Here is a 24,610-nt window from a genome sequence, read left to right as displayed (position 1 = left end):
ACATACAACATTATGGGAAAATATAGAAGATATAAAAACAGAATTGAGATGTTCCTTTCCAGCGAAATGGGAAAGAGAGCGTTGAATTTCTGTTACAGCTGGGGAGCATCTATCGTTATTATCGGTGCCTTGTTTAAGTTACTGCACGTACCATATGCTAACTGGGTACTTGGTATAGCCATGACTGTGGAAGCATTGGTATTCTTTATCTCTGCGTTCGAACATCCTTCAAACGAATATCACTGGGAAGAAGTATTCCCGGTTCTGAAATCGAAGAATCCGATGGATCGTCCCGACTTTGCAGGAACAGGCATGAGCAATCTGATCAATTCTCCTGAAAACCAGGAAGACGATAATACCTCGACAGGCATCAACATCAACGTCGGTGGCGTTAAAAAAGCAAGTATCGCAGGCGACCTCGGTGGAGCTTCCGTCCTGAGCAACCTCGACGTCAGCGAAGAAGACACCAAGAACCTCTCAGAAAGCATCAAGAAACTGAGCGGTGCAGCCGAACAGATCTCGAAGATGGCGGAACTGACCGAAGCCACCCAGAAATACCTGGAACAACTGTCGGGCATGTCGGAAAACATGGAACGTTTCAGTCATGTAACCAACTCACTGACCGACGTTTCGGACACGCTGCTTAACTCTTATAAGAGCATCACCGACAACTCGGACGGTATCAGCCAGAACTCACGCGGCTATGTGCACCAGATGGAAACGCTGAACCGCAATATCTCCGGTTTGAACACTATCTACGAAATACAATTGAAGAGTATCAGTTCACAGATCGAGTCGATCGAACATATCAACGGCGGCCTGAACCGCATCCGCGAAATGTACGACGGTTCGGTAACCGACAGCTCGGTATTCCGCAACGAAACGGAAAAGATGACCCGTCAGCTGGCCGAACTGAACCAGGTATACAGCCGTTTGCTGCAAGCTATGACTGTCAATATGGGTGGAGCCCCTGCTTACCAGCAACCCGCACCGCAACCACAACAGCCGCAGCCTAATTACCAGCAACAGCAGACTGCCTATCAGCAGCCGTACCAGCAACCGTACGGATACCAGCAGCAGCCTCCGTATACAAACAATCCTGGCCAGCAACAAGCCGGTAGATAACAAACAAACGAAACTGAAGAAAAATGTCTGGAATAGCAAATAATCCCAACTCGCCCCGTCAGAAGATGATCAACCTGATGTATCTGGTGTTCATCGCGATGATGGCACTGAATGTGTCGTCGGAGGTTCTCGATGGTTTCGAGTTAGTGGAAGACAGTTTACGAACGTCTATCGACAACTCGTCCCACCGAAACGATATCGTATCCGGCGAACTGGCTGCCTATTACCAAAGTAACCCCGAAAAGGTGAAAGAATGGTACGACAAAGGCCAGCAGGTCAAGACGGCTTCCGACAGCCTGTACAACTACGTACAGGAGCTGAAAGAACGTATCGCAGTCATTGCTGACGGAAAAGATGCCGACGTAAATAAGATCGACCATAAAGACGACCTCGAAGCCGCTTCACGCGTCATGCTGGCCCCGGTCACCGGTGAAGGCAAGAAATTGCGCGAAGCCATCGACTCCTACCGTTCCATGATGGGTGAAATGGTGGAAGACAGCGCCAAGACCCGTGTCCTGGAAGCGAGCCTGAGCACGACACCTCCCCACAAAGCCGGTATCAATACCCGCACCTGGGAAGAGGCCTTGTTTGAAAATATGCCGGTGGCAGCAGCTGTTACTTTGCTGACCAAGCTGCAAAGCGATATCCGCTATGCGGAAGGAGAAGTGCTGAACAACCTGTTGAGCAGCGTCGACGTAGGCGACTACCGTGTAAACCAGATCAGAGCCCAGGTAATACCGGAAAGCCAGATCGTGATGCGCGGAAGCCAGTATAAAGCGAACATCGTCCTGTCGGCAGTCGACTCGACCAAACGTCCAACCGTCTTTGTCAACGGAAAGGAACTGCCGGCTGACAGCAAGGGGCTATTCACCGCCGTAGCAGGTACACCGGGAACTTACCCTATCAAGGGATATATCGAAATGCCTAATAACGACGGTAGCATAATGCGCCAGAACTTCGAAAGCGAATATTTCGTGACCGAACCGAGTGCAACCGTAGCACCGTTGTTAATGAACGTATTATATGCCGGTATCGCCAACGATATGCGTATCGCCGTACCGGGTGTACCGAGCGGAAACATTACAGCTACCATGACCAACGGTACCCTGACACGCAAGGGCGATATATGGGAAGCCCGCCCGTCGAAGGTAGGAACCGATGCCGTGATATCCGTCAACGCCCGTATGGCCGACGGCCGCAGCGTGGAAATGGCCAAGAATACCTTCCGCGTACGTGCCCTGCCCGATCCGATGCCTTACATCGAGTATAAGGATCAAAACGGGAATGTGCGTAAATTCCGCGGTGGTAACATGAGCAAGCGTAATCTGATCGAAACAGAAGTCCTTCAGGCTGCTATCGACGATGATATATTGAATATCAAATTTAACGTATTACGTTTCGAACTGCTTTTCTTCGACTCGATGGGAAATGCCATACCTGAAGTATCTCAGGGTGCCAGCTTCTCGGACAGCCAGAAAGACAGGATACGCCGTCTGACAAGAGGTAAACGTTTCTTCATCCGGGGCGTAGTAGCCAAAGGGCCCGACGGACTGGAACGTACCCTTACACCGATCGAAGTCATTGTAAATTAAGTAGGGGCGGTTCGCGAACCGCCCTCAAACTAAGAATATAAAATATGAAACGTTTTTATTACATACTGGCAATTGCAAGCGCCCTGTTCTTCACAGCGACCTCCATACAGGCACAGGAAGAAGCAGGAAACACCCAGCAACGGGCAAGAAGAAGCCCGCAGGCCACCCGCGGAGAACGGGCAAATGATAAGAAAGACACCGGTATACCCGAACTGACCGTGCGGGCACAGGATATGAACGAGCGTATGACACAGGAAGTGGGCAACGCCCGCTGGATGCGTGTCATGTACCGTCAGATAGACCTGATGAAGGAAAAGAACGCTCCCCTGTATTATCCGGTCACTCCGATGAACGGGCAGATGAACCTTTTCTCCATCATCTTCAGTCTGATCAGCGAAGGTAAGATCGATGCATACCAGTATGAAGACGGTTACGAAGATTTCAGCGAGGGCAGCAAGGTCAACCTGAAAGAGATGCTCGACCGTTTCAGTATCTACTACGAGGAAGTGGCCGGCAGAGGGACTGAAGGCAGCACTTTCGTGATCAACGAAAGCGACATACCTTCCGAAAGCGTCCGCTCCTACTATGTAAAGGAAGCCTGGTATTTCGACCAGAATAATTCGGTATTCGATGTAAAGACACTGGCTATCTGCCCGATCATGACCTCTTCGGGTGATGTGGGCGAAGTAACCATGCCGATGTTCTGGATCCCTTACGAAAGTATCCGTCCGTATATCAATACAGCGTTTATCATGACGTCCAACATCAACAACGCTATGACCTTTACGCTCGACGACTATTTCCGCCGCCGTATGTTTGAAGGAGATATCATCAAGACACAGAACCTGATGAACCAGCCGTTGCAGGCTTATTGCCCGACTCCCGACTCGATGAAGAGGGAACAGGATCGCATCGAAGGCCAGTTGGTTGCCTTTGAAAAGGCTCTCTGGTTCCAGCCTGACACAACCCAGGTGGAAGACCCGAAAGTGGCTAAGAAGGCTAAGAAATCGGCTCGCGGACAGCAAGGTGCCACCACCGAAAAGGCGGTCAAGGAAACCAAAGAAAAGACAGTCAAGACAAAAGCTCCGAAAGCCCAGAAATCATCTCCGGTACGTAGCGTACGTCGCAGAAGATAAAAGGAAACTGAAAGATAATACCCGCTAGTCGGGATAATAACAGTGAATAGCCGCCGGTTGTTATTCACTGTTATTTTTTTTGCAGGAGATAGCACATACGGAAAAACATCCTCTAGTCCCCAATCGGGGCGCTTTCAAAAATTAACTAAATACTTATCTCTTATTCCACTTACAATCATTACCTTTGCAAAAGCGTGAACTTTATTTTATCAATACGTCAGGCTAAAGACGTAGAACATGAGTATGTAATTTCCTATTTCGTTTGTAATTGGCACCTTGAGATACAACGTTATACCCCCCTGAACCAGTAAAAGCAAACAAAAGGAAAGTCATATTTGTTTATTATTAAAAAGAATGGCGAAGGCATATATATATTATTTCATCGGATTACTGTCCTTACTATTCCAGGCATGTACAACCGGAGAAGAGTTGAAAGATAATTCACCTCCTTCTAATAACAAAATCCAATTCGAACTTTACACAAAATCAAGTTCTTACGGATTACCTATCACCCGTGCAGGTGCGAACGAAAATGCACTCGATCAAACTCCTTGGGTTCTGGTATTTACCGGTTCTGACGGCAACGCGACATTCGCGGAGGCAGCCAAGGCGGAATACAACAACGGCAAGTCGTACGTTTATCTGGATAAACAGACAGGCCCCTGCCAGTTATTGATGCTGGCCAACCCCCAGGATAAGTTCTATATCGGAAGCACAGCCTACGATTACAGCGAAGATGGATTTAATGCGGCATTGAAGGATCCTGTCCGCAGTCTTCAATATGCCAGCGAAAAGATATTAACGGAACCTCTGGGCAATCCGCAGACTACTGCACCTTTCGTAGGTGAGAAACTAAGTATGAATGCCCTGGTCAGTGTTTCCGGCATCGATGTCGGCATCCCGATACCGACTGTCGAGCTGAAACGTGTTGCAGCCAAAATCGTTGTGTCGAGCACATCCCCCTATTTTACACTGCTGGGTATCACAGCCGTTGTCAATACATCGAAACAGTCAAGGTTATATAACTGGAACAGTTCGCTCACTTATGCGAATACAAACCTGATAGAATACCGCAGCAACGCATCCTACAGTCCCGACTTTATACAGGCCGAATCGAACAGTACGGCAAGCAACCCGATCTACCTGTATGAATCGGGGTATGATGCTGCCGCCAACGACACCTACCTGATCATCAGGGGAGAATACAGGGGACAGGCGTCTTATTACAAGATGGGCTTGGTGGCAAACGGAGAAAGGCTCGATGTGGAACGCAATTATTTATACGAATTTACCATTACCTCCGTGGAAGGGCCCGGATATGCCACGATAGAGGATGTAAAGAAATCACTCGCCTCGAATACGGGACTGAACTACGAGGTACTCATACAAGACAACTCAGGATATGAGATACAGGCGAACAACGATTATTACCTCGGCGTAACCAACTCGCATTACGAGCTCTATGCACCGCAAAACGGTGCAACCGAATATACGGCATTTACGATGGTGACCGACTGCAAAACGCCTTTCCCGGATAAGAGGACGGTCAGATCCCTGACTACAGGTCTGGAGATCGTCGCTCCGTCGGACGGGCTGATTCCTCTTTCGAGCACTACCCCGTATGATGTCAAGATAAAAGTCACCAACGGGTTTACCGAGGGTGAGATCGAAATCCATCTCGGAAGCCTGCAAAAGATTATCACCGTCCGACGCTATGCTCCCGTAAGCACCGGAACCGTGATCAGCAACTTTACTCCGGATGTCGGCAAATACACATCGGCCTATATCGAAAATTACCCGATGATAGACAGCAACACGCCCAATCCGAGCAATTGGCTTCAACTTTCGCCCGGAGGGGAACCGGTTCGCAACGATCCCCACCGGATTACGGTTGACAACGGATTGATTGACCTGCATGTCAACGGGAGCGGCGAAGGCGATGCGTACGTATCGATGAGTAAAAAGATTACAGAATACTTGACAGCAGAACAACGAATAAAAGTACATATCATTGTATTATAATTATAAATGCACTAATGAATAGAAACTTACATTTTATATTACTGCTTCTCGGCTGTATCGTCTCTTTTGTGTCCTGCTCCGAGGAGTTCGAGCAAAAGCAAACAAGCGGAATAGCCCATTTGTTTATCAAAAGCAACACGCTTTTCCGTTCTAATTACCCGGAAAATGCGGAGCTCGACGATAAGATCGTAAATCTTCGTATCCTGGGATTCGATGCAATGGGTGTATGTGTCAGCAACAAAAGATACGAGGCAAAAAAATACGATATCATCAAGCATGAGATCCCCAAAGGGACATACAATTTTATCTTTCTGGCCAACGAGCCGTATCCGGAAACCACCTCCCCCTTAAACGGGATAATGACCTATTCCGACCTGAAAAACATCTCTTATCCGGCTTCGGCGGTCAACTCTTTGAACGAGATCCCGATGAGCCAGGAAATAAAAGAGGTGGAAGTGCTCGGCAACGAAGGCCAATCGAAGGTAGACGATGTGACACACAATCCGCTGGAACTTAAACTAAGCCGGCTGGCCACCCGTATCGACATCCAATTGGAAGCCAACGAAAACCTGTCGGACGATTTCAAAGGCGTGACATTCGGTAATATCCCTGCCGAAGTGCCGTTACTTTCCGGCGACAACAGCTCTGCCGCCAGGAACGTCACCCGTACATTTACTGTCGACGAGGATTATTTTCAACAGGTTGCACCCACCTCCGAACAAACGGCCAGGGGCGTAGTATGGGTGCAGCAAATGACCCGCTTCATCCTCCCTTTCAGTAATTTCTCGCCGACAGACGAAGAAGACAAGGCGGTGGTATTCAGCGTTAATTTAGAAAGCCTCTACGATCCCGCCGCCAAACTGAAAATACATACGGCAGGAGTCGACGGCGCGGAGAAAGATAATTATACCCTTCCCCGTGATGCGGCGCTGTTGGTGCAGGCATCGGTCAAACTTCCATTCGACCTGAATATCACCGTCTCCAACTGGGGAGAAAGAGAAGGAGACTGGCAGGTACAAGACCGCCAGCTGAATGTCTCGCAGGTAGAAGCCGACATAACCGATTTCAACGGGGCGCGGATCACCTTCTCTTCCAATCTGGCGAAGGTACATGTATTGCCAGACGTATATGTCGGCACTTCCGGTACGACAAGCAGGTTGACAGATGAAACATTTAATGATCTGCCGCTCAAAGACGGAGATATAACAGATTACGGTACTTATGTAGAATACAAAACCTCCCGCTTCTCGTACACCTACGACAAGGGCCTGAAGACAGGACACGGCTACATGGATATATTGCTCGACGAATATAACGATCCGGGCGAACAGACATTCCGCCTGATCCTTTCGGGAGAAGATCTGTATGGAGGCAAGCTGCAACGGGAAATTACCGTCCGAACCAAACAACAAGGTCGCCGCTTCGGACACATGACCTGGGAATATCCCTATGTAGGTGTATTCTCCCGCGACAACGAAACCGGCGAACGAATCATTACCGGACAAAAAGGAAGGATCGGAAGTACCAGCAGGCTGGCGAAATGGGAAGCCTGGGTAGAAGACGGAGAGGATCAGGTAATTATAAGCACTACCCCCAGCTTCGATCCAAAGGTCGGAACAGACTCGCCCGGCGATCCTGAAAAATATCCTGTTGTCCCTAACAGTTATCAAAATGAAGGAGGTACGTATATCAAAGGAAGAGGCCGAATCTATTTCCGGGTGGGCTGGAAGACGGCAAATACTTCGGATGCGTCAGGACAAGGTAGCTTAAAGAAGCCCAGATATGCCACCATATTTGTGAAGCACGAATATGGTAATGACGGATGGGAACCGGGAGACCGCATCTACGTCAGACAGGGGGAAGCCGACGATTACGTCATGCGCCCGGAAGACGGTATAGGACAAGGCCCTTTAGCGTCGCAAACCCGTAACATGGCAAGGAAGGTTTCCAACTTTAACCTGACGGCCAACCAGTTCCTGAATGCAAGTAACAGGACAAACATATATTACGACCTTTCGGTGAAAGGTGCCAAATTCGTGGAGTATCCGTCGCAAGCCGGCAGCCTGTTCCAATGGTACTCGCCTGTAAATCCCCGCCGGGCTTACAATCCGGCCTACCCGGACGCGACTAACCTGGGAAGCGACTGGAGCGAAGAGGAATACCCGCGCCCGATCTGGGATAACGGCACCGGAGACGGGGTGACATGGAATATGAAGGCTAACTACGAACTGTGCCCGGAGGGATACCATCTTCCATCGGACGGATATACCAATCAGGTGAGTTACAACGGGCTTTATCCCAACTTCAACCGGGTTAACGATTCCAACGTTTTTATGTTCCAATGCGATTACCTGGGGAACCAGACAACACCGACCGACCATAAGGATCAAATACAATATTCGGAATGGCGGCAATCGATGTGGGCCAATCCTGTAGCAGGAGATATCGGTGAATGGACAGGGCCGCTCGACACATACCCGAACAGGATAGTACAACGCTACAACTCTTCGCCGACCTATCTCGAAAACGTGGAAGATGAAAAGAACCTGAAACAGCGCTACGGCCTTTATGCCGACGGTTATTTCGACCGCCGCCCGATCAAGAGGCAGGTGGACGGTACAACATCAGCAAGCCGTTATAGCGTTGCTTCAAGCACGGCACAGGTAGCGTATCCAGGGGTGGTTATCTTTAACCCGAATAACAAGGCCTCTATCTTCCTGCCTTCAGCAGGAAGAAGAAGCCCCAATCAGGAAATGGGATTGCTGTATTATCCCGGAGAAACCGGTTATTACTGGACGTCTTCTGCTTCGGCACCGTTTCAGAATACAGGAAATACCAATGTATGGGCGCAAGAACACAACAGATGGAAACCGGGTAGCATATCTACCACATCATTGAATGCCGCTTCCATCCGTTGCGTCAGGGATTAAGCGATACTCAGATCATCTTTACCACCCATACTCCCTGCTGTACATAACAGCAGGGAGTATCACCGGGTAACACACGAGCCACCACCGGCTGATTGTCCGGCAGAGCCACTTTCTCTTCTTTCTCATTTGTCTCCTTCTTTTTAAGGCCCAACAAAAAGCCCAGCAGGGCCCTGATAAATTGCAGGATTTGTCTTAGTTTGTTCATTGTAGTCGTTGTTTTATAGTTCATAATTATTTCCGGTTATGCCGCCCTGCCCCGCATCCAATCGTACATATCCTTTAATGTGACGATCTGCTCGTAGACGGCAACCAGGCTGCGGCGATACTGCTCGCGGTTATCCCCGTTCTGTTCGCTGATATAGGGGCTGTAGGCAATCTCCTTGGCATAGGCTTCCGGCTGGCGGCTGAAACTCCAGGCACGATGATAACCGCTGCGGATCAGCCGGGCAAAATCCAGGAAAGAGAATTCCGCCCCGCCATAACGACGGAAATAATGTACCCCGTTCGCCCCCTCTATCCTGGCCCTCTCACCGTGCCAATAGCCATTCGATGCGCCATACCCCATAATGCCGAAGTAGTTACGATGTTCCCTGGCCAGGAAGGAAGTACCCCAGCCGCTTTCCAGGGCACCCTGTGCCAGGATCATTACCGGGTTCATGTCATACGTGTAACCTGCCTTCTCGGCCGCCGACAGACAGGTTTGCAGATACTGCACTTGTTGATCTTTTTTCATACGTAATTTAAGTGTTTAATGTTTGCATATATGCCTGGTTATTAGTATATTTATAGCTATACAAACCTTCAATAACAAGCATTATGGAAAATTCATTCAATCAAAACAGAGTATGGGGATGGGGCGAGCTTGCCTTGCAATATTTCCCGAATATTTCTCAGAAAAGTGCTACGATGCAGCTGCTGAAATGGGTTCGCGTAAGCGACAAGCTCGTCGACCAACTGGAAGCCTCCGGATGGCATCCCCGTAAGAAGTTCCTTACACCCAGGCAAAAAGACTATATCGTCCACCACCTGGGTGAGCCCTGAGGGGTGGTTACTCGATCACCGGGCGGTCGTCTTCGCCACCGCCGCCTTCGTTGCCCCCTGTGGTGTCGGACGGTTCGGGTATCTTTTCAAAGGAATAATTGCTGATCGAGTCGCGCAACACCTTACCGGGACGGAATACGATACGCTTGCTTTTGATCAACGCCTGGTTGAATTCCTTCTTCGTCGCCGTACCGGTACTGCCGAACTGCAACTGGAAATTACCCAGTTCGCCCACCTGTACGACTTCCCCTTTCCCCAAACTGCGCTTCATCACCTCGATCAGCGAGTCGAGGATCAACCGCACATCGCCCGGCGAAGCGGTAGACGACAGCGAGATCAGATCGCACAATTCATACATCCCGCAGGTTCCCGCCGCTTTCGCATTGGCATAATATAACTTGCTGTCTTCCGCAGCCCCTTTGCGCATGTCCTTGCGCAACACTAATGTGTACTTTGCTGGCATAATCATTTAGTTTTTTAAGTAAAACACCTTGTTTATTAATCACATAACAAAGATACAACCACCCCCGCCCGGCCAGCGGAAAGCAACGGAAAGAGAGGGAGAGAGTGGAAAGATGGGGAAGAAAGAGGAAAAACCACCCTATAACCTATCCCCCGCCCCCCTAAAGGGTACTCCCTCCCACGATATAGGGTGTTGCAGGGTACGTCATAGGGTAGGCTACTGATTAATAAGCATTTGAAAGAGCAAAGGACAGAAAAGGACAAAAAGGACACCGCCACAATTTCAGGCGGCGGGGGTAGTCGTTTTGCGATAGAGGCCGGGAGACAGGCGGGTGATGTACTGCGGTTCCAGACGGGAGAGGTGGCGGCGGACGGTGCGGTCGCTGATACCTACCGCCTGGGTGAGCGCATAGAGGTCGGAGAGATTGAACTCGGCAGGCAGGCGGTCGAACAGCTGGCGGAAATAATCCGGACAGGTCAACTCGGGTGTCTCGTCGGATGCTTTCAACTGCGTCATCAGCAGGCGGCTATGTTCGAGGCAGACATCCACGATAGCCAGGGCGGCACGGAAATGCACGGCGTTGCAATATTGCTTATCCACCCCGTAATCGAGCGAGGCGGCTTCGAGCGCCGTAAAGATCATACAGAGGCGGTAGGCCATCAGTCCGTGACGCTTTACGGCACCCAGGAAGGTCTCGTCGCCAAACACATCCGTTTCGTGCAGCAGACGCTCGAAATGACGGTTCAGTTCCACCCATTGCTCCTGCGTAAGCAATACCTGCAAACGACGCTTACGCAACAGCAGGGCAACCTCCATGACCCGTTCGCTGAGCGTGCTGAGATACGTATCGAAATGGATCGCCTCGCCCGCCGACGATACATCCTGCCATACCGCCTGGCTCCGGCAGGTATAAAGCAACAGGCGGCTGGCAAAACCGTTCTCCACATCCGGCACCAGCCGCGAAAACTGTCCCGGCGTACCGGCCAGCAACACAGCCAGACGCGGACGTTCGATGCGTATCATCTCGTTGCCGGTCTTCCGTGAAGAAGCCACCGGTTCGTGCTGGAAAGCCTTACGCAGCAGGTCGTCGAACTGGCCGTAGTCCTGCCGCCCGGCACTGAGCAGGGTATCGATCTCACTGTCTACCATCAGGCCGCCCGTCTCGCCGTTCTCGGCCAGATGGATCAGCAGCTTCGCCTTGGTGATCTGGGTAGGGATAAAGAAATAGCAGGTGGATGCTTTTTGCGGGGCATCCGCCATCCTGACCGGTTGCTTCTTCTGATGGGCGAGCGTCTTTTTCAACTCCCATTCTTCGAGTTGCTGCAGGTAGTCGTCCTCCTTGCGCTTTGTCTCCGCTTCGATCAGCGAGGCGTACCGGTCGGCCAGGCAGCGCATATCGTTGATACAGCCTTTACCGGTAGCCGGGGGAGCCACTTCGACCGTGAAAAGATGGGGGTAGACACGCTTACGGTTATATACGCCCCACACACCCGGCAGGCAGGCGCTCAATACGGTGCAGGCGGCCAGAAAAGCCATGTCGCGTTCCCGACGGTCGGCATAGAAGCGAAGGGCATCGGCCAGTAACGGGGGCAGGCCGTCGGTGATTGTGAACGGTAGAAAAGGGGTACGTTCACGCAGTTCCTCACCTGAAATTGTGGCGGTGTCCTTTTTGTCCTTTTGTGTCCTTCCGGTATTCCGGCGGGTGTCGTGTTCGCAGGTATTACCCTGATACGCAGACGATAAGGCTTGCAATATTTCTTCTTCGGAAAAGTCCGGAGCCTGCAACAGGGGTACGCTGAAACGGGCTGTTTCTTCCGCGTTGAAGCCCCGCCGGTTGGCCTCACAACCGAGACGGTAGACGGTGTGATTGCGGTTGCCTTCGAGGGCGGGATGGGCGCGCAGCCAGTCGTGTACAAACACCTGTGCGGGAACAACGGAAGCGGGGGAAAAGGTTTCGGCATCGGGATTGTACCAGGCTTCGGGATCGTCGCTGACATAACAGCAGCGGCAGATATCCTTACAGGCACGGTCGGCCGTGAGCCCCGACGCTTGTTCGTAGCAGGCAGCCACCGCAGCAAAGGCGGCGGCATGGTGTTCGCGGTCGGTATCGACCACGACAAACACTTTCAGTCCCTGCCCGCCGGGGCTGACGAAAAGGGCCAGCGTAAAAGCCAGTCCCCGGAAAAGGGCGGCCAGGGCAGCCGGGTCGGGCACATGGTCGAAATCGAGGCCTATGATACGGCTGTAGGTTTTCAGCTGGTTGGCACGGTGACCGCCGTCGAACGATCCCGACGGGGTGAAGCCGGGTAGTTGGCTTTTCAGCTTCCCCGCTCCTTCCTTGTCGCCGGCAGCCAGTGCAGCCCGGTAGGCGGTTATCCCATGTTCCCAGCGGCGGGTACGGATCAGGATGATGATCTCTTCGAGGGTCAGGGGGTTGGAAGCCGGTAGGTAAAGTCTCTCAAAAAAGGAAACAGAGGATGTTGCATTCATAATGTTTAGTATTGTGCCCTGAGGCCGGTTTATTATACGCGAAAGTTAGCCATTTCGTTTCGAAGGATAAAGCCTTAAAAAAGACCGGATACAGAGGACTCGGGCACTCTTCGGCAAAGCCCGAAACAGCCCTGAAGCCGTCTGAGCCGTGCAAGAGACAACACAGAGCCTCCATAGCCGGTCATTTTTAGAGCGGAGAGGGGTAAAATTTATTTACCTGTTTTCTTCTCATCTTCCGACATGTAGTAATATCGCAGGATGGTTCTGGGGGAAACATCGAAATCGAAGATGTCGAGCATCAGATGGAGAAGCTTCCCGTCATGTTTTTCGCCGCTGCGCTCCTTCAGGTAGCTGTTTATCTTTCCCATATCGAATGCGATCCGCACATGTTCCGTAGTTGGCACCCGACGTCGGTCTTCGGGATAGATCACTGCGGCACCGAGCAACTCCCTGAGGAGTTGTTTGTAATGCTTCAACAGCCGTTCATTACTACGCGACAGCCTGCCGTCGGTTTGTTTCATCCGGCGCAGCCGTTCGATTTCGCTGTGCAGCGCTTCCAATGAAGAAGGGGCCGCATGAGAGGTTTGTTTTTTTTCATCTTGTTGGATGTTTATGTTTGAATTATTTCTAACGACGAAAGCCCGGAAGACGAATCCTCCGGGCTTTGTTTTTGTCTGTTTTTGCTCTTCACAGAGATCGAACAGAAGAACTTTATTTCATTACTTTAGTATTAATACGACTGCTTGTTCGCCCTCACGGGGTAATTAGTTGATTCTTGTATAGGGCATCAACCGCGCAGTCAAATTTAAATTTATTGATTATAAATAGTTTCTATTATTTTACGATTGCCTTTACAGCTGCTTCGCCTTCTACGGCTACTACTACGATACCTGCAGGAGCAGAGAGGGTAGCGTTGCCGGAAGAAAGAACTGTGTTAGCGATTGTCTGACCAAGAACGTTGCTGATAGTAACTTTCTTACCCTGAGCGCCGTTGATAACAACTGCACCTTCTTTAGCAATTACTGATACTTCACTTGCGTTGATACCTTCGTTGGCTGTCGGGATGCGAGTTTCGTCAGCATTCAAGTTGAAGATGTCGGCTTTCTTAACGTCATCTACTACAACTAATACACCGTTCAACCATTTCAGATAACCCGGCTTTTCAGCGTATTCGCTTGAACCGAAATCTTTACGGCCTGTTTCGATAACGAATGATTTAGTATCCTGATCTACGATGCGGAAGGCAAACTTAGCTACGCTATGAGAGTTTGCTTTTCTATCCATCGGCAGACGATCGAACTTACCGGCTACTCGTTCTACGAACAAAGAATCTTTTGTATGATAACCTTTCACGAAGCCCAGCTTAGCATAGCTTTCGCCATCTTCTTCGTTGATGTACTTGTTGTCATGGATATGCGTTTCGGCATATACATTGGCAGAATCCATCAGGTTAACCAGGAAGCGTCCGTAAGTAGTATCGGCATGGAACTTCTCGTGAGAAGGTATACCGCAATCGTCGTTCACAATCTTGCGAACAGCTTCCACTGTCAACAAATATTCCCAACGGTTGTTGTTGCCACGATCTACATAAGCGGTGTCGACATACAGAGCAGGATTGATTTTCGGGAACTGAACTGCATTTGCAATGCTCAGGAATTCACCCTTTTCATATACCACCTGTGCATCGTTTTCAGCACGGTAGATACGGATCGTATCACCCATAGCGATCTTACGATATGCAGGAGCATCCATCTTTTCTACAACGAACAGGTCGTTTTCTGTCTGGTCATAGATGTCGGCACGGTTAGTAATACCATTGTTTTCGCTGGTTCCGGCATACATCTTCAAATCGCCTAATGTATTAGTCTTATATGAACCAATCTTATCATCAGTCTGATCGATCTCAACCAGGTTGTAAGTACCGTTCGGTTTCATCTTCAGAGCGAAACGCTGGGCAGCAGCCTTAGCACCTGCTTCATCCAATGTACTTTCACCATTGAACGGATTGCATACATAATGCTTCATCAGATCGTTATCCTTGATATTAGAGTCAACTCCATATCTTACATATTCGCCGTTAGCATCGTTTTTCACGATATACGGAAGGATAGCCAATGTATCTTTCTTATCCGATTTGTAATCGTTGCCATCGTAATAACCTAATGTGCTTACTACATATACGGTATCGATTCTGGAAACGTTCTTGGCCGGGCGTCCTGCATATTCTTTTGTCAAAGACCAGATAACTGCATTGGCAGCATTCTTATCCAAACCGATCTGGTGTTTGCCGGCATGGTTTTCTGTCAGATAAGCATTTTCTGTTACAGGCAGATAAGCAGCGATCTTGAACTGTTCGTCTCTCAATGCATTTTCATCCATGTTGGCGAAACCGTCGAACTTAGTTGCATTGTTTACGAATTCGATCTTAACAGTATCCTGAGAACCTGCGAAAGCATATACATTGTCAGCTTCTACATTATATAATGTCTGAGCATCCAATGCGATTGACGGATTTTCACGGTTGGTGAATACCAACTGGTTGCTACTGTTCTTCGTTACAGCCCACTGAGCTTCCGGAGAAGTCAACAGAACCTTAGAAGCATCCACATAACCGGCTTCACTTTCTGTATTGATTGCATATACTTTACCATACCCTTTTGAGTTGTATTTAGCAGCAGTATTTGCATTCACGATAGTAACGAACTTACCTTTCAGCAAAGTCTTGATGTCTGTCAGGTTAGAACCACCGAACTTGATGAACGGCCAGTTTTCTACACGGCTACCGTCTGTTTCGATAGAGTTGGATGTTGTCAGCATGTTCTTGCCGTCTACAGTAGCAACATACAGTTTACCGAACAAATCGCTTTCAGTAGTTGCACCAGTATTGTACACATTAATAGCCAGAGCTTTTGCATCGGATGCTTTATAAACACCGGCACTATAACTTACACCAAAGGTATATTTATACTGAGCTTTCATGTCTGCATCACCGCTACCTGATTCTCCTACGGTCATTGCCCAGAAGTCTTCTTTAGAGATAGTAGCCAGTTTGTAACCACGATCCTTAGAGTTTTCACCATTCAAGCTTTCAGAAGATTCACTCCATGTAGATTCAGTATCCAATACGATGAAGTCGCCGGCTGCATTCTGCAGGTAGAAACGTTTATCCGTATTTGCATTTGCAGCAGTTGAAACAACTTTATTGTTCGTCTTTGCAACAGATCTTACCGGAGTCAAAGTACCTGTGAACGGATTTGCTTCGATAGAAGTCTTCTTGAAGTCTTTGTCGATAGCAATCGTTACATCAAAACCGTTACCCAGCTTTTCAGTCAGATATTTACCATCCAGCAACATACCCGGAGCTGCATACAAACCGAAGGTTGCAACTGTTTCACCCTGGGCAGCCTGCGAAAGAGCAATACCATTAGTAGCATCAGTGATAACCATTGTCTTTGATGTTGCACCATTCAGCTGTAACTGTACGGCTAAGTTTGTATTATAAGACAAACCGCCAACGCTTTCAAAGTCGGAACCGCCTCCCAATACTAAAGGCTTATCTGTTGTACTTGCAACAGTCGATAAAGTATAGTGCTTAACACCACCGAATGTAGATTCTGTTACTTTCCACAATACATTCTTCAATGCATCATCTGTAGCTGAAACAGCACCGGCATTCTCTGCACTAACCACCTCTGCAGAAGTCTTTTTCTCTAAAGTAGTACCATTCCAAGACAAGTAGTTCTGTCCGCCATCAACAGATAACAGATAATAATTACCGTCATTCTTAACCAAACTATAAGCTTCGTGAGTTGTGTTTTCAGGAGCCTGAGCGATTACGGAAGAAGCAGCCAATTTGGTAGCGGCGGCAGCAGCATAATTTTCAGCTTTAGCACCTGTATTCGTAAAGAATACATTTGCACCTTGCTTTGTATAACCAAATTTGAATGTTCCACTAATAGTCGTAGTTGTGTTTGTTGCATCCGTATAATAAGCAAACGTACCACCGTTAGCAGTCAAAGCAAAAGCAGTTGCTTCAGCAGGATCTGCAGATTTTAAACCAGGAGCGACATCCAGGAATCTTTTTGCTTCACCGGCATTCTTCAATGCTACTGATTCGTATTTACCATTGTTTACCAACCAGGATGCAGCAGCGGCTTTAGCACCATCTGTCAGGCTCCATTCGCTAGCAGCAATTGTCTTAACTTTACCACCGTCAACGATCAGTAAGTTTTCACCTAACTTAACCAATACAGGAGTAGTAGCATCCGGAGCGACCGTCAAGTTTCCACCAGCTTCAGGATCAGCCGGAGTTGCCGCTTTTTCTACTGCGGTAAGAACCTGAGCACCGTTAGCCAGAGCTACCTGTGATTCTGTTCTTTCAGCAATTACGTAAGTTCCGTCAGCCGGAGCTTCGCCTGTGCCTAGTTTAGGAGTTCCTGATACAGTATTAGTTGAAACAGCATACAGATATGCATATTTAACACCGTCACCTTCAGCTTTTAATTGTAGCTTATTGCTTACAATTGCTAAATAATTGCTTCCTGATTTCAAACGACCATCGGCACACAAAGTGAAGGTAACTTCACTTGTTGCTGCTAATGTCATATCAGCATCTGCACTTCCTGTCAAAAGGCTCTTAGAAGCACCGATCTTGCCATCTTTTACTGTCCACTGGCTAGTAGCGTCTACTGAGCTAAGATTAGTAATATTAGCGGCTTCTGCTTGTGCTAATTCTTCGGGGGTAAAGATAATAGGATCTGCATCCGCAGAGCCAATAGATCCTTTATTATCATCAGCAACCTTTGCTAAATAGATCTCTCCAGCAGTTATTGACTGTTTCTGGCTACCTCCACTTTTAGGATAAGCATAAATATTATTACCTGTGCTTGCCGAACTTCCTAGAACAATATCACTACCTGAAACCTGCAAGAATTTCGTACCGATCTTTACTTCATAAGTGGATTCATTTAAGCTAATAGCAGAAGCATCATCAGCATTATCTACAAACTCAAGAGTTGCATCATTCTGTTTCAAGTAAAGTGTTCTTCCATCGGGAGTAGAGAAACTTACTTTATTACTTGCATCAACAGTAAAAGCAGAAGTTGTAAAAGTTCCATCAGAAATAGTAGTTCCCAAAGAAAGCTTTTCAGCAGTAGTCTCCGAATACCCTGCAGCAACCTGGCTACTAACAGCTATTTCAGCAGCTTCCTTCACATTCTGTCCCAAAGCAAAAGCCTCAGTTGTACTTGCTGTATTTGCCACTGTTCCTACAGCAGTAAATACGCCAACAAAAGCTTCACCAGCCCCCGGAGTCGCTTTCAAAGATAATGCACCAGTAGTGGTATTTACAATAAGGAAATCAGTACCGGATTTAAGATTTTCACCTTCAAATGTAAAAGCAACAGCGCCATCAGGTGCTGCGTCGCCAGAAGCAGGAAGCAATACGACTTCTCCTGTTGCAGCCTTTCCGATATAACTTCCGTTAGCAGTAACCAGATTAGTAGCCGATTGATTTGCTTTACCTTTCCAGATCTTTGCATTTTCAAAAGTCAGTTCAGCAGACAGTGCCTCACCTTTAACAGTATACTCTGCAGGAGAAGCAGCTCTGGTTTGAACCATCACATACTTAGCTCCACCATCCACATCCGGCAGGATCATTGCATCTACAGCGTAGAACAATCCACCAGAAGCTAACAGTGCAGCTACTAACGTAGAAAACTTTTTGTTCATAATTCTTTAATTTAATATTAATAATAGTGTTACTTAAAAAGCCTATTCGTAGAGGATGCCTTAGTGTTGCCTATTGTTAAATGACTAGCCAAAACGTTCCTTTTTTTTAGTCATTCTTCCGGAGGCCTTTTGCTTTCGTGTAGAAAAGGAGCAATTTCATACATATTTTGCTATCCGGTTGATAAGAAAGCACATAGATCAGATAAAATAATTCTTAAAAGGATTGCACATTCAAAATTAAGCGATACCTTTGTATGACTAAAAAAAAGGAACGATTTATCTAGTCAGTCCTTTTTTGGCATCTATCCTTTATTATTCAAAAGTTCATACCCCGTATTCGACTACCCCTATTTATATAAATATGTACCCGCGCGCGTTTCATAATAGCCTGTGTTTCAATGGGCATTATTTCGGGTTTTTGCCGGGGATTGTAAAAAGGGGGTTTTTGGAGTGATTTTCCCCAATATTTCTTATTGGTGGGGAAAGAGTCTCTAAACTTCACATGCTCATTCTCTTTGAAGCCATGAAAAAAGCAGCTTCATCTTTTGATATAAATAAAAAACAACTATCTTTGTCCCGTTACCCGCTAGTGGGTAACAGACCATTAAAACCATTGACATATGGAAAAGTACGTTAATATCATGCTGGATAGCGCTTTTAAAACCGTATTCGGAGTAAAGCAAGTAGCCATCGACTTTATCAATGCCGCCCTCGAAGGCGAGCACCGGGTGAAAGACCTGACTTATCTCGATAAAGAAATCCAACCGGAAGTAGTAGAACAGCGCACGGTGATCTTCGATCTCCTTTGCGAAGATGTGGATGGAAGTAAATTTATTTTGGAGATGCAGAATTGCCCGCAACGTTATTTCTTTAACCGCGGATTCTATTATCTTTGTAAAATGGTCTCCCGTCAGGGAAGGATCGGTGATGACTGGAAGTACAGCCTGCTTCCGGTGTATGGTATCTACCTGTTGAACTTCAGCCTGCCTGAGTTTCATAGTTGGCGCACGGATGTGGTTTTGGCGAACGAGGCAACGGGTAAAGCATTTGGCGAGGTCAAGTTGAAGCAGATCTATCTGTCGTTCGACCTGTTCAATTTAAGTGAAGAGGAGTGTAAGACGCCTCTTGAAAACACGATTTTTATATTGAAGAATATGAATTTATTTGATATGTCTCCGTTCAAGGAGAAAAATGATGCCTTCAAGCGTCTGCTCGATGTATCGAAATTAGAAGCAATGACCGATCACGAACGTGCCGTCTATGAGGAGAATCTAAAGATTTACCGCGACTGGCGTGCTACGCTGGAATATGCTGTAGAAGAAGCTGAAGAGAAGGGTTTGAAGAAAGGATTAGAGAAAGGCAAAATGGAAGGTCTGGAGAAAGGCAAGGCAGAAGAACAACGTCTCATTGCTGCGAACTTAAAAAAACAGGGAATTAATATTGAAACGATCGCTCAGTGTACCGGATTGTCGGTGAAAGAGATTGACGAATTGTAATTTATGACTGCATAATATATTAAATCAGCCGGGGTATCTTGATATAACACCCCGGCTGATTTTGTTTCTGTTCTTGCCAGATCTTACAGCTTATGTATCACCTTCATCAACTGTTCACCCAGGCCGATCGTGTATCCCTGGGATACGAATACGACGCGGTTGAAAGTGTCGGCGATGATGAAGATCGGCAACTGGCTTGCATTCTGCAGCTTCATGGCCGATGCGATCTCCTTCTGGATATGGTTGTCTGCATCGATACCGTAAGTGATAGTGCCGGGCAGGTCGCCGAACTCTTTCGGATCGAAGCTGTTGTAACCCTTTTCATCCGGGAAAAGAAGCACCATGCTGCGTCCCCATGCTTCGAGGTCTTTCTTCACGGCGGCGATGTCGCGCATAGCGTGGTTGGTCGGTTCCTGACGGGCACCGAGGATAGCCACTACGAAGTAACCACGGCCGGTTGTTGCCAGTACACTGGTTTCTTCGCCGTTATCGGCACGTTTGAACTTATTCTCGGAGTTGAAGTTACCGATCACCTGCACTTCTTCGAGGTTCTCACGCATCTCCAGTTTGATATTGGTTGTCTTATCCGGTTCTATGTTGAAGAACGATACTTCGGCCAGTACGCTGCCGTTTGCCATACGGGTTCCGGTCACCATCATATAGTTGCCTTCGTCGATAGCCTGCGGTTTCTTCAACAAGCTGCTCCAGGTGGTACCTACACCCATATCGGTACTTGCACTGCGGAAGTTCAGCGTCTGCAATTTAGCATCCGGAAGGATCTTGGCGATCGTGAAATGGCTGTAATATTTCGGATCCTGCAATGCCTTGATCGGAGCGTAAGTAGCTGTAACCTTACCTTGCTTGGCTGTAGTCTGAACGGCTGCTTCGAAGTCTACATCCATCCACCGGCCGTCTTTCATAAACTGTACCTTGCGTGCTACCGGCTCGATACGGGCAGGGATACCCAGGCTACGTGCCACAGCGATAAAGAAGATGTCGCGCGATCCGGTATCAGCCACACGCGATTTGAATACGCCCATCGGCATAACAGGGATACGCTGCGAGTTGAGTTCGTTCTTGATCGTGATATTCTTCTTCACCCAGTCAACCAGTGCCATCGGATCTGCCTGAGCCTGTTTGGCCAGTTCCGGATCTATGTTGGCAATGAAATAGCTGCGGTAAGGAGACAGGAATTCGTTGGCTACACGCGGGTTCAGGATATATCTGTTGAACTGATCCGAGTTAACCACTTCCGTATTGTTCAGATGGTCGGCCAGTACAGAAGCAGGTGTATCGCGAAGGTCTTTCGCAGAGATCACATCCAGCAAAGCCATTGCTACCGGACGTTTGTCGGACGGAGTTTCGCGCAGGAACTTCTCGATCTCCATCCAGTTGCCACGGCTGCCGATCAGGAAGTCGGACGTTTTCAACGGGTCGATACCCAGCTCTTTTGCCAGGGCTTCCGCTTTCTCTTCGGTATAGAAGGTAGCTACGTATTTATTACGGATAGCGTCTTCTTCCAACAGGCGTTTCGCATTGGTTTCCTTCTGTTCGGGAGTTACTTCAGCAGGGATGGAACCGTCTACCGGCGGGATAACATCCAGAGCGACTGCTTCGATGGCGTCACCCGGCTTCTTATCCAACTTGATCGTTACATCGCCTTTACCGAAAGATACTTTGTCGAAACCGAACTTGCCGTCTTTGGTAGCCCAGACGAACATATCGCCTTTACCGGCTGTCAGGAAGGTCTTTCCTTCGGCGTCGGTCTTTTTATTGGCTACGGTATAGAACTCGGCATAGTTGTATATCTTGAATTCAACGCTGGCATCGGGAACGGGCTTGCCGTCGGCATCCACTATCGTTACGATGGCTTTGCCTGTCGGTGCGTAGTTGTCGATCACATTGATCTCGGTGTAACCGTCTGTTTCGAGCATGACTTCTTCGGGGCCGTTGTATTTGCCGAATACCTTGGTGTGCATCAGCATGCCACGGTAAGCGGGGCCGTTAAACCATCCCAGGTTCAGGATCGGTTCCGGTTCGCAAGCGCCCAGGAACATCCATTTGCCGTTCACCCAGGCTTCCACCCAAGCATGGTTGTCGTCGGTGTGTGCCCAGCGCGGGGTATATACCTGGCGGGCGGGGATACCTACCGAGCGGAGTGCGGCCACCGTAAAGGTTGACTCTTCACCGCAACGTCCGTAAGCTGTCTTTACAGAGGCCAGCGGCGAGCTGGTACGGGCATCGGAAGGGGTATAGATTACTTTCTCATGACACCAGTGGTTTACTTCCAGCACGGCATCGTACAAGGACAGGCCTTTTACACGGTCTTTCAGTTCGTCGAAGAAGACCATACGGCTTTCGTCCAGGTTCTCGTTGTTCACGCGGATCGGCAGGACGAAGTGACGGAAGATGTCTTCAGGGATACTGTCGCCCCAGGGCATTTCCTGTTTCGCCTTGAAAGAACTGCGGATGTTATCCAGATAGAGTTTCCCGTCATAATCGGTAATGTCACCGATCGGCATGTAGGCGTAAAGGAAGGTCAATGCCTCTTTCTCCTGCGGCGTCATTTCCTGATTGAAAACTGCGAACAGATCTCCGTCAGGCAGGGCAACCTGTTTGGCCTGGAAATCTTTCTCTACTTCCGCTCTGAATGCATTGTCAGAGATGAAGTGTTGCTGCTTGCTGCATGCTGCACATAAAAGAAGGGTGCACAGCAATGTGAATAGATGTTTTTTGTTCATAGAGTGATTATGTATGTGTGCCAAAAGTAGTGAATAAAACGATAAGATACAAGTCTATACAAAAGGAAGAGGATGTTTTTACGGAATATATCCACACCCTCTTCCTTAATTATGTAATTACTGTTCAAACGTTTCCCGGCAAGACTTATTTCTTATCCCACCACAGGCGGCCGAACTCGTCGGTAATCAAACCGAATTCAGGATCTTTAGCCATTGTTTCGATTCTTTCAACCAGGTTGTCATGGTTAGGACTACCCACAGCCGGGTATGAGAAGCGCGTTCTGCGCGGTACATCCTGCTGGATACCGCCGATGAAAACCGGATCGAAAGTAATAACGGTAGACTGCTGGTTGGGATAACCTGTACGGCGCCACATAGCCCATGTCTCATTGTTGTTCTTGAAGTGTTCGACGAATGACTGGCAATAGATCTGTTCCTTTGCGATGGAAGGATTCCACTTGATGCCGTCCTGAGCCATAAAGGCTTCCAGTTCTGCATCGGTTACCGCTTCGTAGTCATTGATCTTGCAATAGTCACCGATCTTGCTCCATTGCGTGATAGAAGCACGTACGCCTTCTTCATACCATTCCTGTGCCGTCTTGGAGCTGTTCACACCATCCAGTACGAACTCGGATGCCATAAAGCAGAAGTCGGCATAAGTAAGGATCGGGAACCACGAGCCACCGCTACCGTTATCCTGCATACCTTTCCAAAGGCGGGTCTGAGGTTTGTTGGCCGCACGCATATCCGTACCGTCCGATTTCAAAGAGCGGGCCAGGTAACGTTTGTCGGTTGACTTGAAATCGTTGCTGACCGTACCCCCTTCCCAACGGGTGAAATCTTCCGGGATATATTTATCCGGGTCTGTCTGCTCCGCATTATATTTCGCTACATTTTCCGAAGTCAGGTTGTTGATCTGGAAAAACAAGCGTTTTCTGGGGTCGTTATATTTCTTCAGATAAGTCATGAACGGAGCAGAAGCGCGATCCATGTCGATTACCGAATGCCAGTCGCCACCGCTGGTGAACAACTTATCGAAATACATGATAAAGCTATCGTCGATACTTGCCGGGATATCAGCTGAAGCCAATACCTCTTTGACGATGGCTTTCGCTTCTTCCGGATTCCGTTTATATATACGAAGAGCGATACGCATACGGACTGCATTGGCCGTCTTTACCCATTTCTCCATTTCGCCATCAAAGCAAACATCGTAGCCTTGCAGAGAGATCTGGTCACCGCCCAGGTTCGCTTTGATGGTAGCAGCAGCTTCTTTCAGCTCCTTATTCCATACATCGAAAAGCTCTTCCTGTGTCTGGAAATGCGGTTCGATCAGGTCTTCATGTCCTGAACGCATTCCCCATCCTTCGGAATAAACCAGTGATCCGTGCATATCGGTCGTAGCGATGCCTTTTGTGATCAGGATAATACGGCCTACTTCGATCAAGTCCTGATATCTAGCCGCTTCCTCAGCCGGCAATTGCGAAACAAGATATTCGATATGCTTGGTATAGGAACCTACATCATTATATTCCGTATATAACGTCTCGCCAATACGGGAGTTGAAGAATGTAAAGTTAGTCGTACCGTATCCCCAGATACCTGTACAATATTGCATCCATCTCAGTTTGCAGGCATACGAGTCGTCCCACATAGACTGGTAGGTATTATATTTAGACTCGGCCTGGTAAAGCATTGTTACCGGATCTACCTCCAATACGGTACCGGTATCGGTATTGATTTTTACGAAATCATTGTTGCAGGAACAAAGCGATCCTAAAAAAACCGGAAGGGCATAGGCCCATATTTTTAATTTATTCATGATTTTCTTCGTTTAAATAAGG

At 48.2% G+C, this 24,610-nt stretch carries 15 protein-coding genes; 7 read left to right on the top strand and 8 right to left on the bottom strand.

The window, feature by feature from the left end:
- Positions 1 to 12: 12 nt before the first annotated feature.
- The 5 genes from porL to HMPREF1536_RS10180 all read left to right on the top strand — a co-directional run bounded on the left by porL (position 13) and on the right by HMPREF1536_RS10180 (position 8,805).
- A complete protein-coding gene (gene porL, locus HMPREF1536_RS10200) occupies positions 13 to 1,125 on the top strand; it encodes a type IX secretion system motor protein PorL/GldL (protein WP_225607955.1) in 1,113 nt (370 codons plus the stop codon).
- A 23-nt stretch (positions 1,126 to 1,148) separates the two neighbouring features.
- Positions 1,149 to 2,717 (top strand): type IX secretion system motor protein PorM/GldM, encoded by a 1,569-nt coding sequence (gene porM, locus HMPREF1536_RS10195; RefSeq protein WP_028730275.1) that lies wholly within the window; start codon positions 1,149 to 1,151, stop codon positions 2,715 to 2,717.
- Positions 2,718 to 2,761: 44 nt separating this feature from the next.
- Positions 2,762 to 3,853 (top strand): type IX secretion system ring subunit PorN/GldN, encoded by a 1,092-nt coding sequence (porN, locus tag HMPREF1536_RS10190; RefSeq protein ID WP_028730274.1) that lies wholly within the window; start codon positions 2,762 to 2,764, stop codon positions 3,851 to 3,853.
- Positions 3,854 to 4,207: 354 nt separating this feature from the next.
- On the top strand, positions 4,208 to 5,875 hold the full coding sequence (locus HMPREF1536_RS10185) for a hypothetical protein (RefSeq protein WP_028730273.1): 1,668 nt from the start codon (positions 4,208 to 4,210) through the stop codon (positions 5,873 to 5,875).
- 14 nt (positions 5,876 to 5,889) lie between these two features.
- Positions 5,890 to 8,805: a FimB/Mfa2 family fimbrial subunit gene (locus HMPREF1536_RS10180; protein ID WP_150115615.1), complete on the top strand. Its 2,916-nt coding sequence runs from the start codon at positions 5,890 to 5,892 to the stop codon at positions 8,803 to 8,805.
- Between the two features lie 7 nt (positions 8,806 to 8,812).
- Here the strand turns inward: HMPREF1536_RS10180 and HMPREF1536_RS10175 are convergent, their stop codons facing one another.
- Together HMPREF1536_RS10175 and HMPREF1536_RS10170 are read right to left on the bottom strand one after the other, a co-directional pair.
- Entirely contained in the window at positions 8,813 to 9,010 is a 198-nt protein-coding gene (locus HMPREF1536_RS10175; RefSeq protein WP_044193606.1) for a hypothetical protein, read from the bottom strand.
- Between the two features lie 36 nt (positions 9,011 to 9,046).
- Positions 9,047 to 9,538, bottom strand: a complete 492-nt coding sequence (locus HMPREF1536_RS10170; protein WP_028730271.1) for a glucosaminidase domain-containing protein — start codon at positions 9,536 to 9,538, stop codon at positions 9,047 to 9,049.
- Positions 9,539 to 9,621: 83 nt separating this feature from the next.
- Between HMPREF1536_RS10170 and HMPREF1536_RS10165 the strand changes: the two genes are divergently transcribed.
- The gene (locus HMPREF1536_RS10165) at positions 9,622 to 9,846 is read left to right on the top strand and encodes a DUF4248 domain-containing protein (protein ID WP_028730270.1); all 225 of its coding nucleotides are present in this window, start codon (positions 9,622 to 9,624) and stop codon (positions 9,844 to 9,846) included.
- Between the two features lie 7 nt (positions 9,847 to 9,853).
- On the opposite strand, the gene HMPREF1536_RS10160 is transcribed toward HMPREF1536_RS10165, so the two are convergent.
- The 4 genes from HMPREF1536_RS10160 to HMPREF1536_RS10145 form a co-directional block, all read right to left on the bottom strand.
- Positions 9,854 to 10,309, bottom strand: coding sequence for an HU family DNA-binding protein (locus HMPREF1536_RS10160; RefSeq protein WP_028730269.1), 456 nt, complete (start codon positions 10,307 to 10,309; stop codon positions 9,854 to 9,856).
- Positions 10,310 to 10,591: 282 nt separating this feature from the next.
- Positions 10,592 to 12,799: a DUF3987 domain-containing protein gene (locus HMPREF1536_RS10155; RefSeq protein ID WP_028730268.1), complete on the bottom strand. Its 2,208-nt coding sequence runs from the start codon at positions 12,797 to 12,799 to the stop codon at positions 10,592 to 10,594.
- Between the two features lie 209 nt (positions 12,800 to 13,008).
- Positions 13,009 to 13,320 carry a hypothetical protein gene (locus HMPREF1536_RS10150; RefSeq protein ID WP_150115614.1) on the bottom strand — a complete coding sequence of 104 codons (312 nt, stop codon included), beginning with the start codon at positions 13,318 to 13,320 and terminating at the stop codon, positions 13,009 to 13,011.
- A gap of 313 nt (positions 13,321 to 13,633) precedes the next feature.
- Positions 13,634 to 18,529 (bottom strand): DUF6383 domain-containing protein, encoded by a 4,896-nt coding sequence (locus tag HMPREF1536_RS10145; RefSeq protein ID WP_028730266.1) that lies wholly within the window; start codon positions 18,527 to 18,529, stop codon positions 13,634 to 13,636.
- Positions 18,530 to 19,149: 620 nt separating this feature from the next.
- On the opposite strand from HMPREF1536_RS10145, the gene HMPREF1536_RS10140 reads away from it, so the two are divergent.
- Positions 19,150 to 20,025, top strand: coding sequence for an Rpn family recombination-promoting nuclease/putative transposase (locus HMPREF1536_RS10140; RefSeq protein WP_028730265.1), 876 nt, complete (start codon positions 19,150 to 19,152; stop codon positions 20,023 to 20,025).
- An 83-nt stretch (positions 20,026 to 20,108) separates the two neighbouring features.
- On the opposite strand, the gene HMPREF1536_RS10135 is transcribed toward HMPREF1536_RS10140, so the two are convergent.
- Both HMPREF1536_RS10135 and HMPREF1536_RS10130 read right to left on the bottom strand, forming a co-directional pair.
- Positions 20,109 to 22,766, bottom strand: a complete 2,658-nt coding sequence (locus tag HMPREF1536_RS10135) for a transglutaminase-like domain-containing protein (RefSeq protein ID WP_044193603.1) — start codon at positions 22,764 to 22,766, stop codon at positions 20,109 to 20,111.
- A gap of 145 nt (positions 22,767 to 22,911) precedes the next feature.
- Positions 22,912 to 24,588 (bottom strand): SusD/RagB family nutrient-binding outer membrane lipoprotein, encoded by a 1,677-nt coding sequence (locus HMPREF1536_RS10130; RefSeq protein WP_028730263.1) that lies wholly within the window; start codon positions 24,586 to 24,588, stop codon positions 22,912 to 22,914.
- Positions 24,589 to 24,610: the final 22 nt, after the last annotated feature.

This window comes from Parabacteroides gordonii MS-1 = DSM 23371 (assembly GCF_000969825.1).
In the GTDB taxonomy this organism is placed as follows: Bacteria; Bacteroidota; Bacteroidia; order Bacteroidales; family Tannerellaceae; genus Parabacteroides; species Parabacteroides gordonii.
This window is presented reverse-complemented; position numbering and strand designations above follow the sequence as displayed.

Bases quoted from the DNA above. Each gene is read 5' to 3' on its own strand.
- porL (WP_225607955.1), top strand. From the start codon at position 13: ATGGGAAAATATAGAAGATATAAAAACAGAATTGAGATGTTCCTTTCC.
- porM (WP_028730275.1), top strand. From the start codon at position 1,149: ATGTCTGGAATAGCAAATAATCCCAACTCGCCCCGTCAGAAGATGATC.
- porN (WP_028730274.1), top strand. From the start codon at position 2,762: ATGAAACGTTTTTATTACATACTGGCAATTGCAAGCGCCCTGTTCTTC.
- HMPREF1536_RS10185 (WP_028730273.1), top strand. From the start codon at position 4,208: ATGGCGAAGGCATATATATATTATTTCATCGGATTACTGTCCTTACTA.
- HMPREF1536_RS10180 (WP_150115615.1), top strand. From the start codon at position 5,890: ATGAATAGAAACTTACATTTTATATTACTGCTTCTCGGCTGTATCGTC.
- HMPREF1536_RS10175 (WP_044193606.1), bottom strand. From the start codon at position 9,010: ATGAACAAACTAAGACAAATCCTGCAATTTATCAGGGCCCTGCTGGGC.
- HMPREF1536_RS10170 (WP_028730271.1), bottom strand. From the start codon at position 9,538: ATGAAAAAAGATCAACAAGTGCAGTATCTGCAAACCTGTCTGTCGGCG.
- HMPREF1536_RS10165 (WP_028730270.1), top strand. From the start codon at position 9,622: ATGGAAAATTCATTCAATCAAAACAGAGTATGGGGATGGGGCGAGCTT.
- HMPREF1536_RS10160 (WP_028730269.1), bottom strand. From the start codon at position 10,309: ATGCCAGCAAAGTACACATTAGTGTTGCGCAAGGACATGCGCAAAGGG.
- HMPREF1536_RS10155 (WP_028730268.1), bottom strand. From the start codon at position 12,799: ATGAATGCAACATCCTCTGTTTCCTTTTTTGAGAGACTTTACCTACCG.
- HMPREF1536_RS10150 (WP_150115614.1), bottom strand. From the start codon at position 13,320: ATGAAACAAACCGACGGCAGGCTGTCGCGTAGTAATGAACGGCTGTTG.
- HMPREF1536_RS10145 (WP_028730266.1), bottom strand. From the start codon at position 18,529: ATGAACAAAAAGTTTTCTACGTTAGTAGCTGCACTGTTAGCTTCTGGT.
- HMPREF1536_RS10140 (WP_028730265.1), top strand. From the start codon at position 19,150: ATGGAAAAGTACGTTAATATCATGCTGGATAGCGCTTTTAAAACCGTA.
- HMPREF1536_RS10135 (WP_044193603.1), bottom strand. From the start codon at position 22,766: ATGAACAAAAAACATCTATTCACATTGCTGTGCACCCTTCTTTTATGT.
- HMPREF1536_RS10130 (WP_028730263.1), bottom strand. From the start codon at position 24,588: ATGAATAAATTAAAAATATGGGCCTATGCCCTTCCGGTTTTTTTAGGA.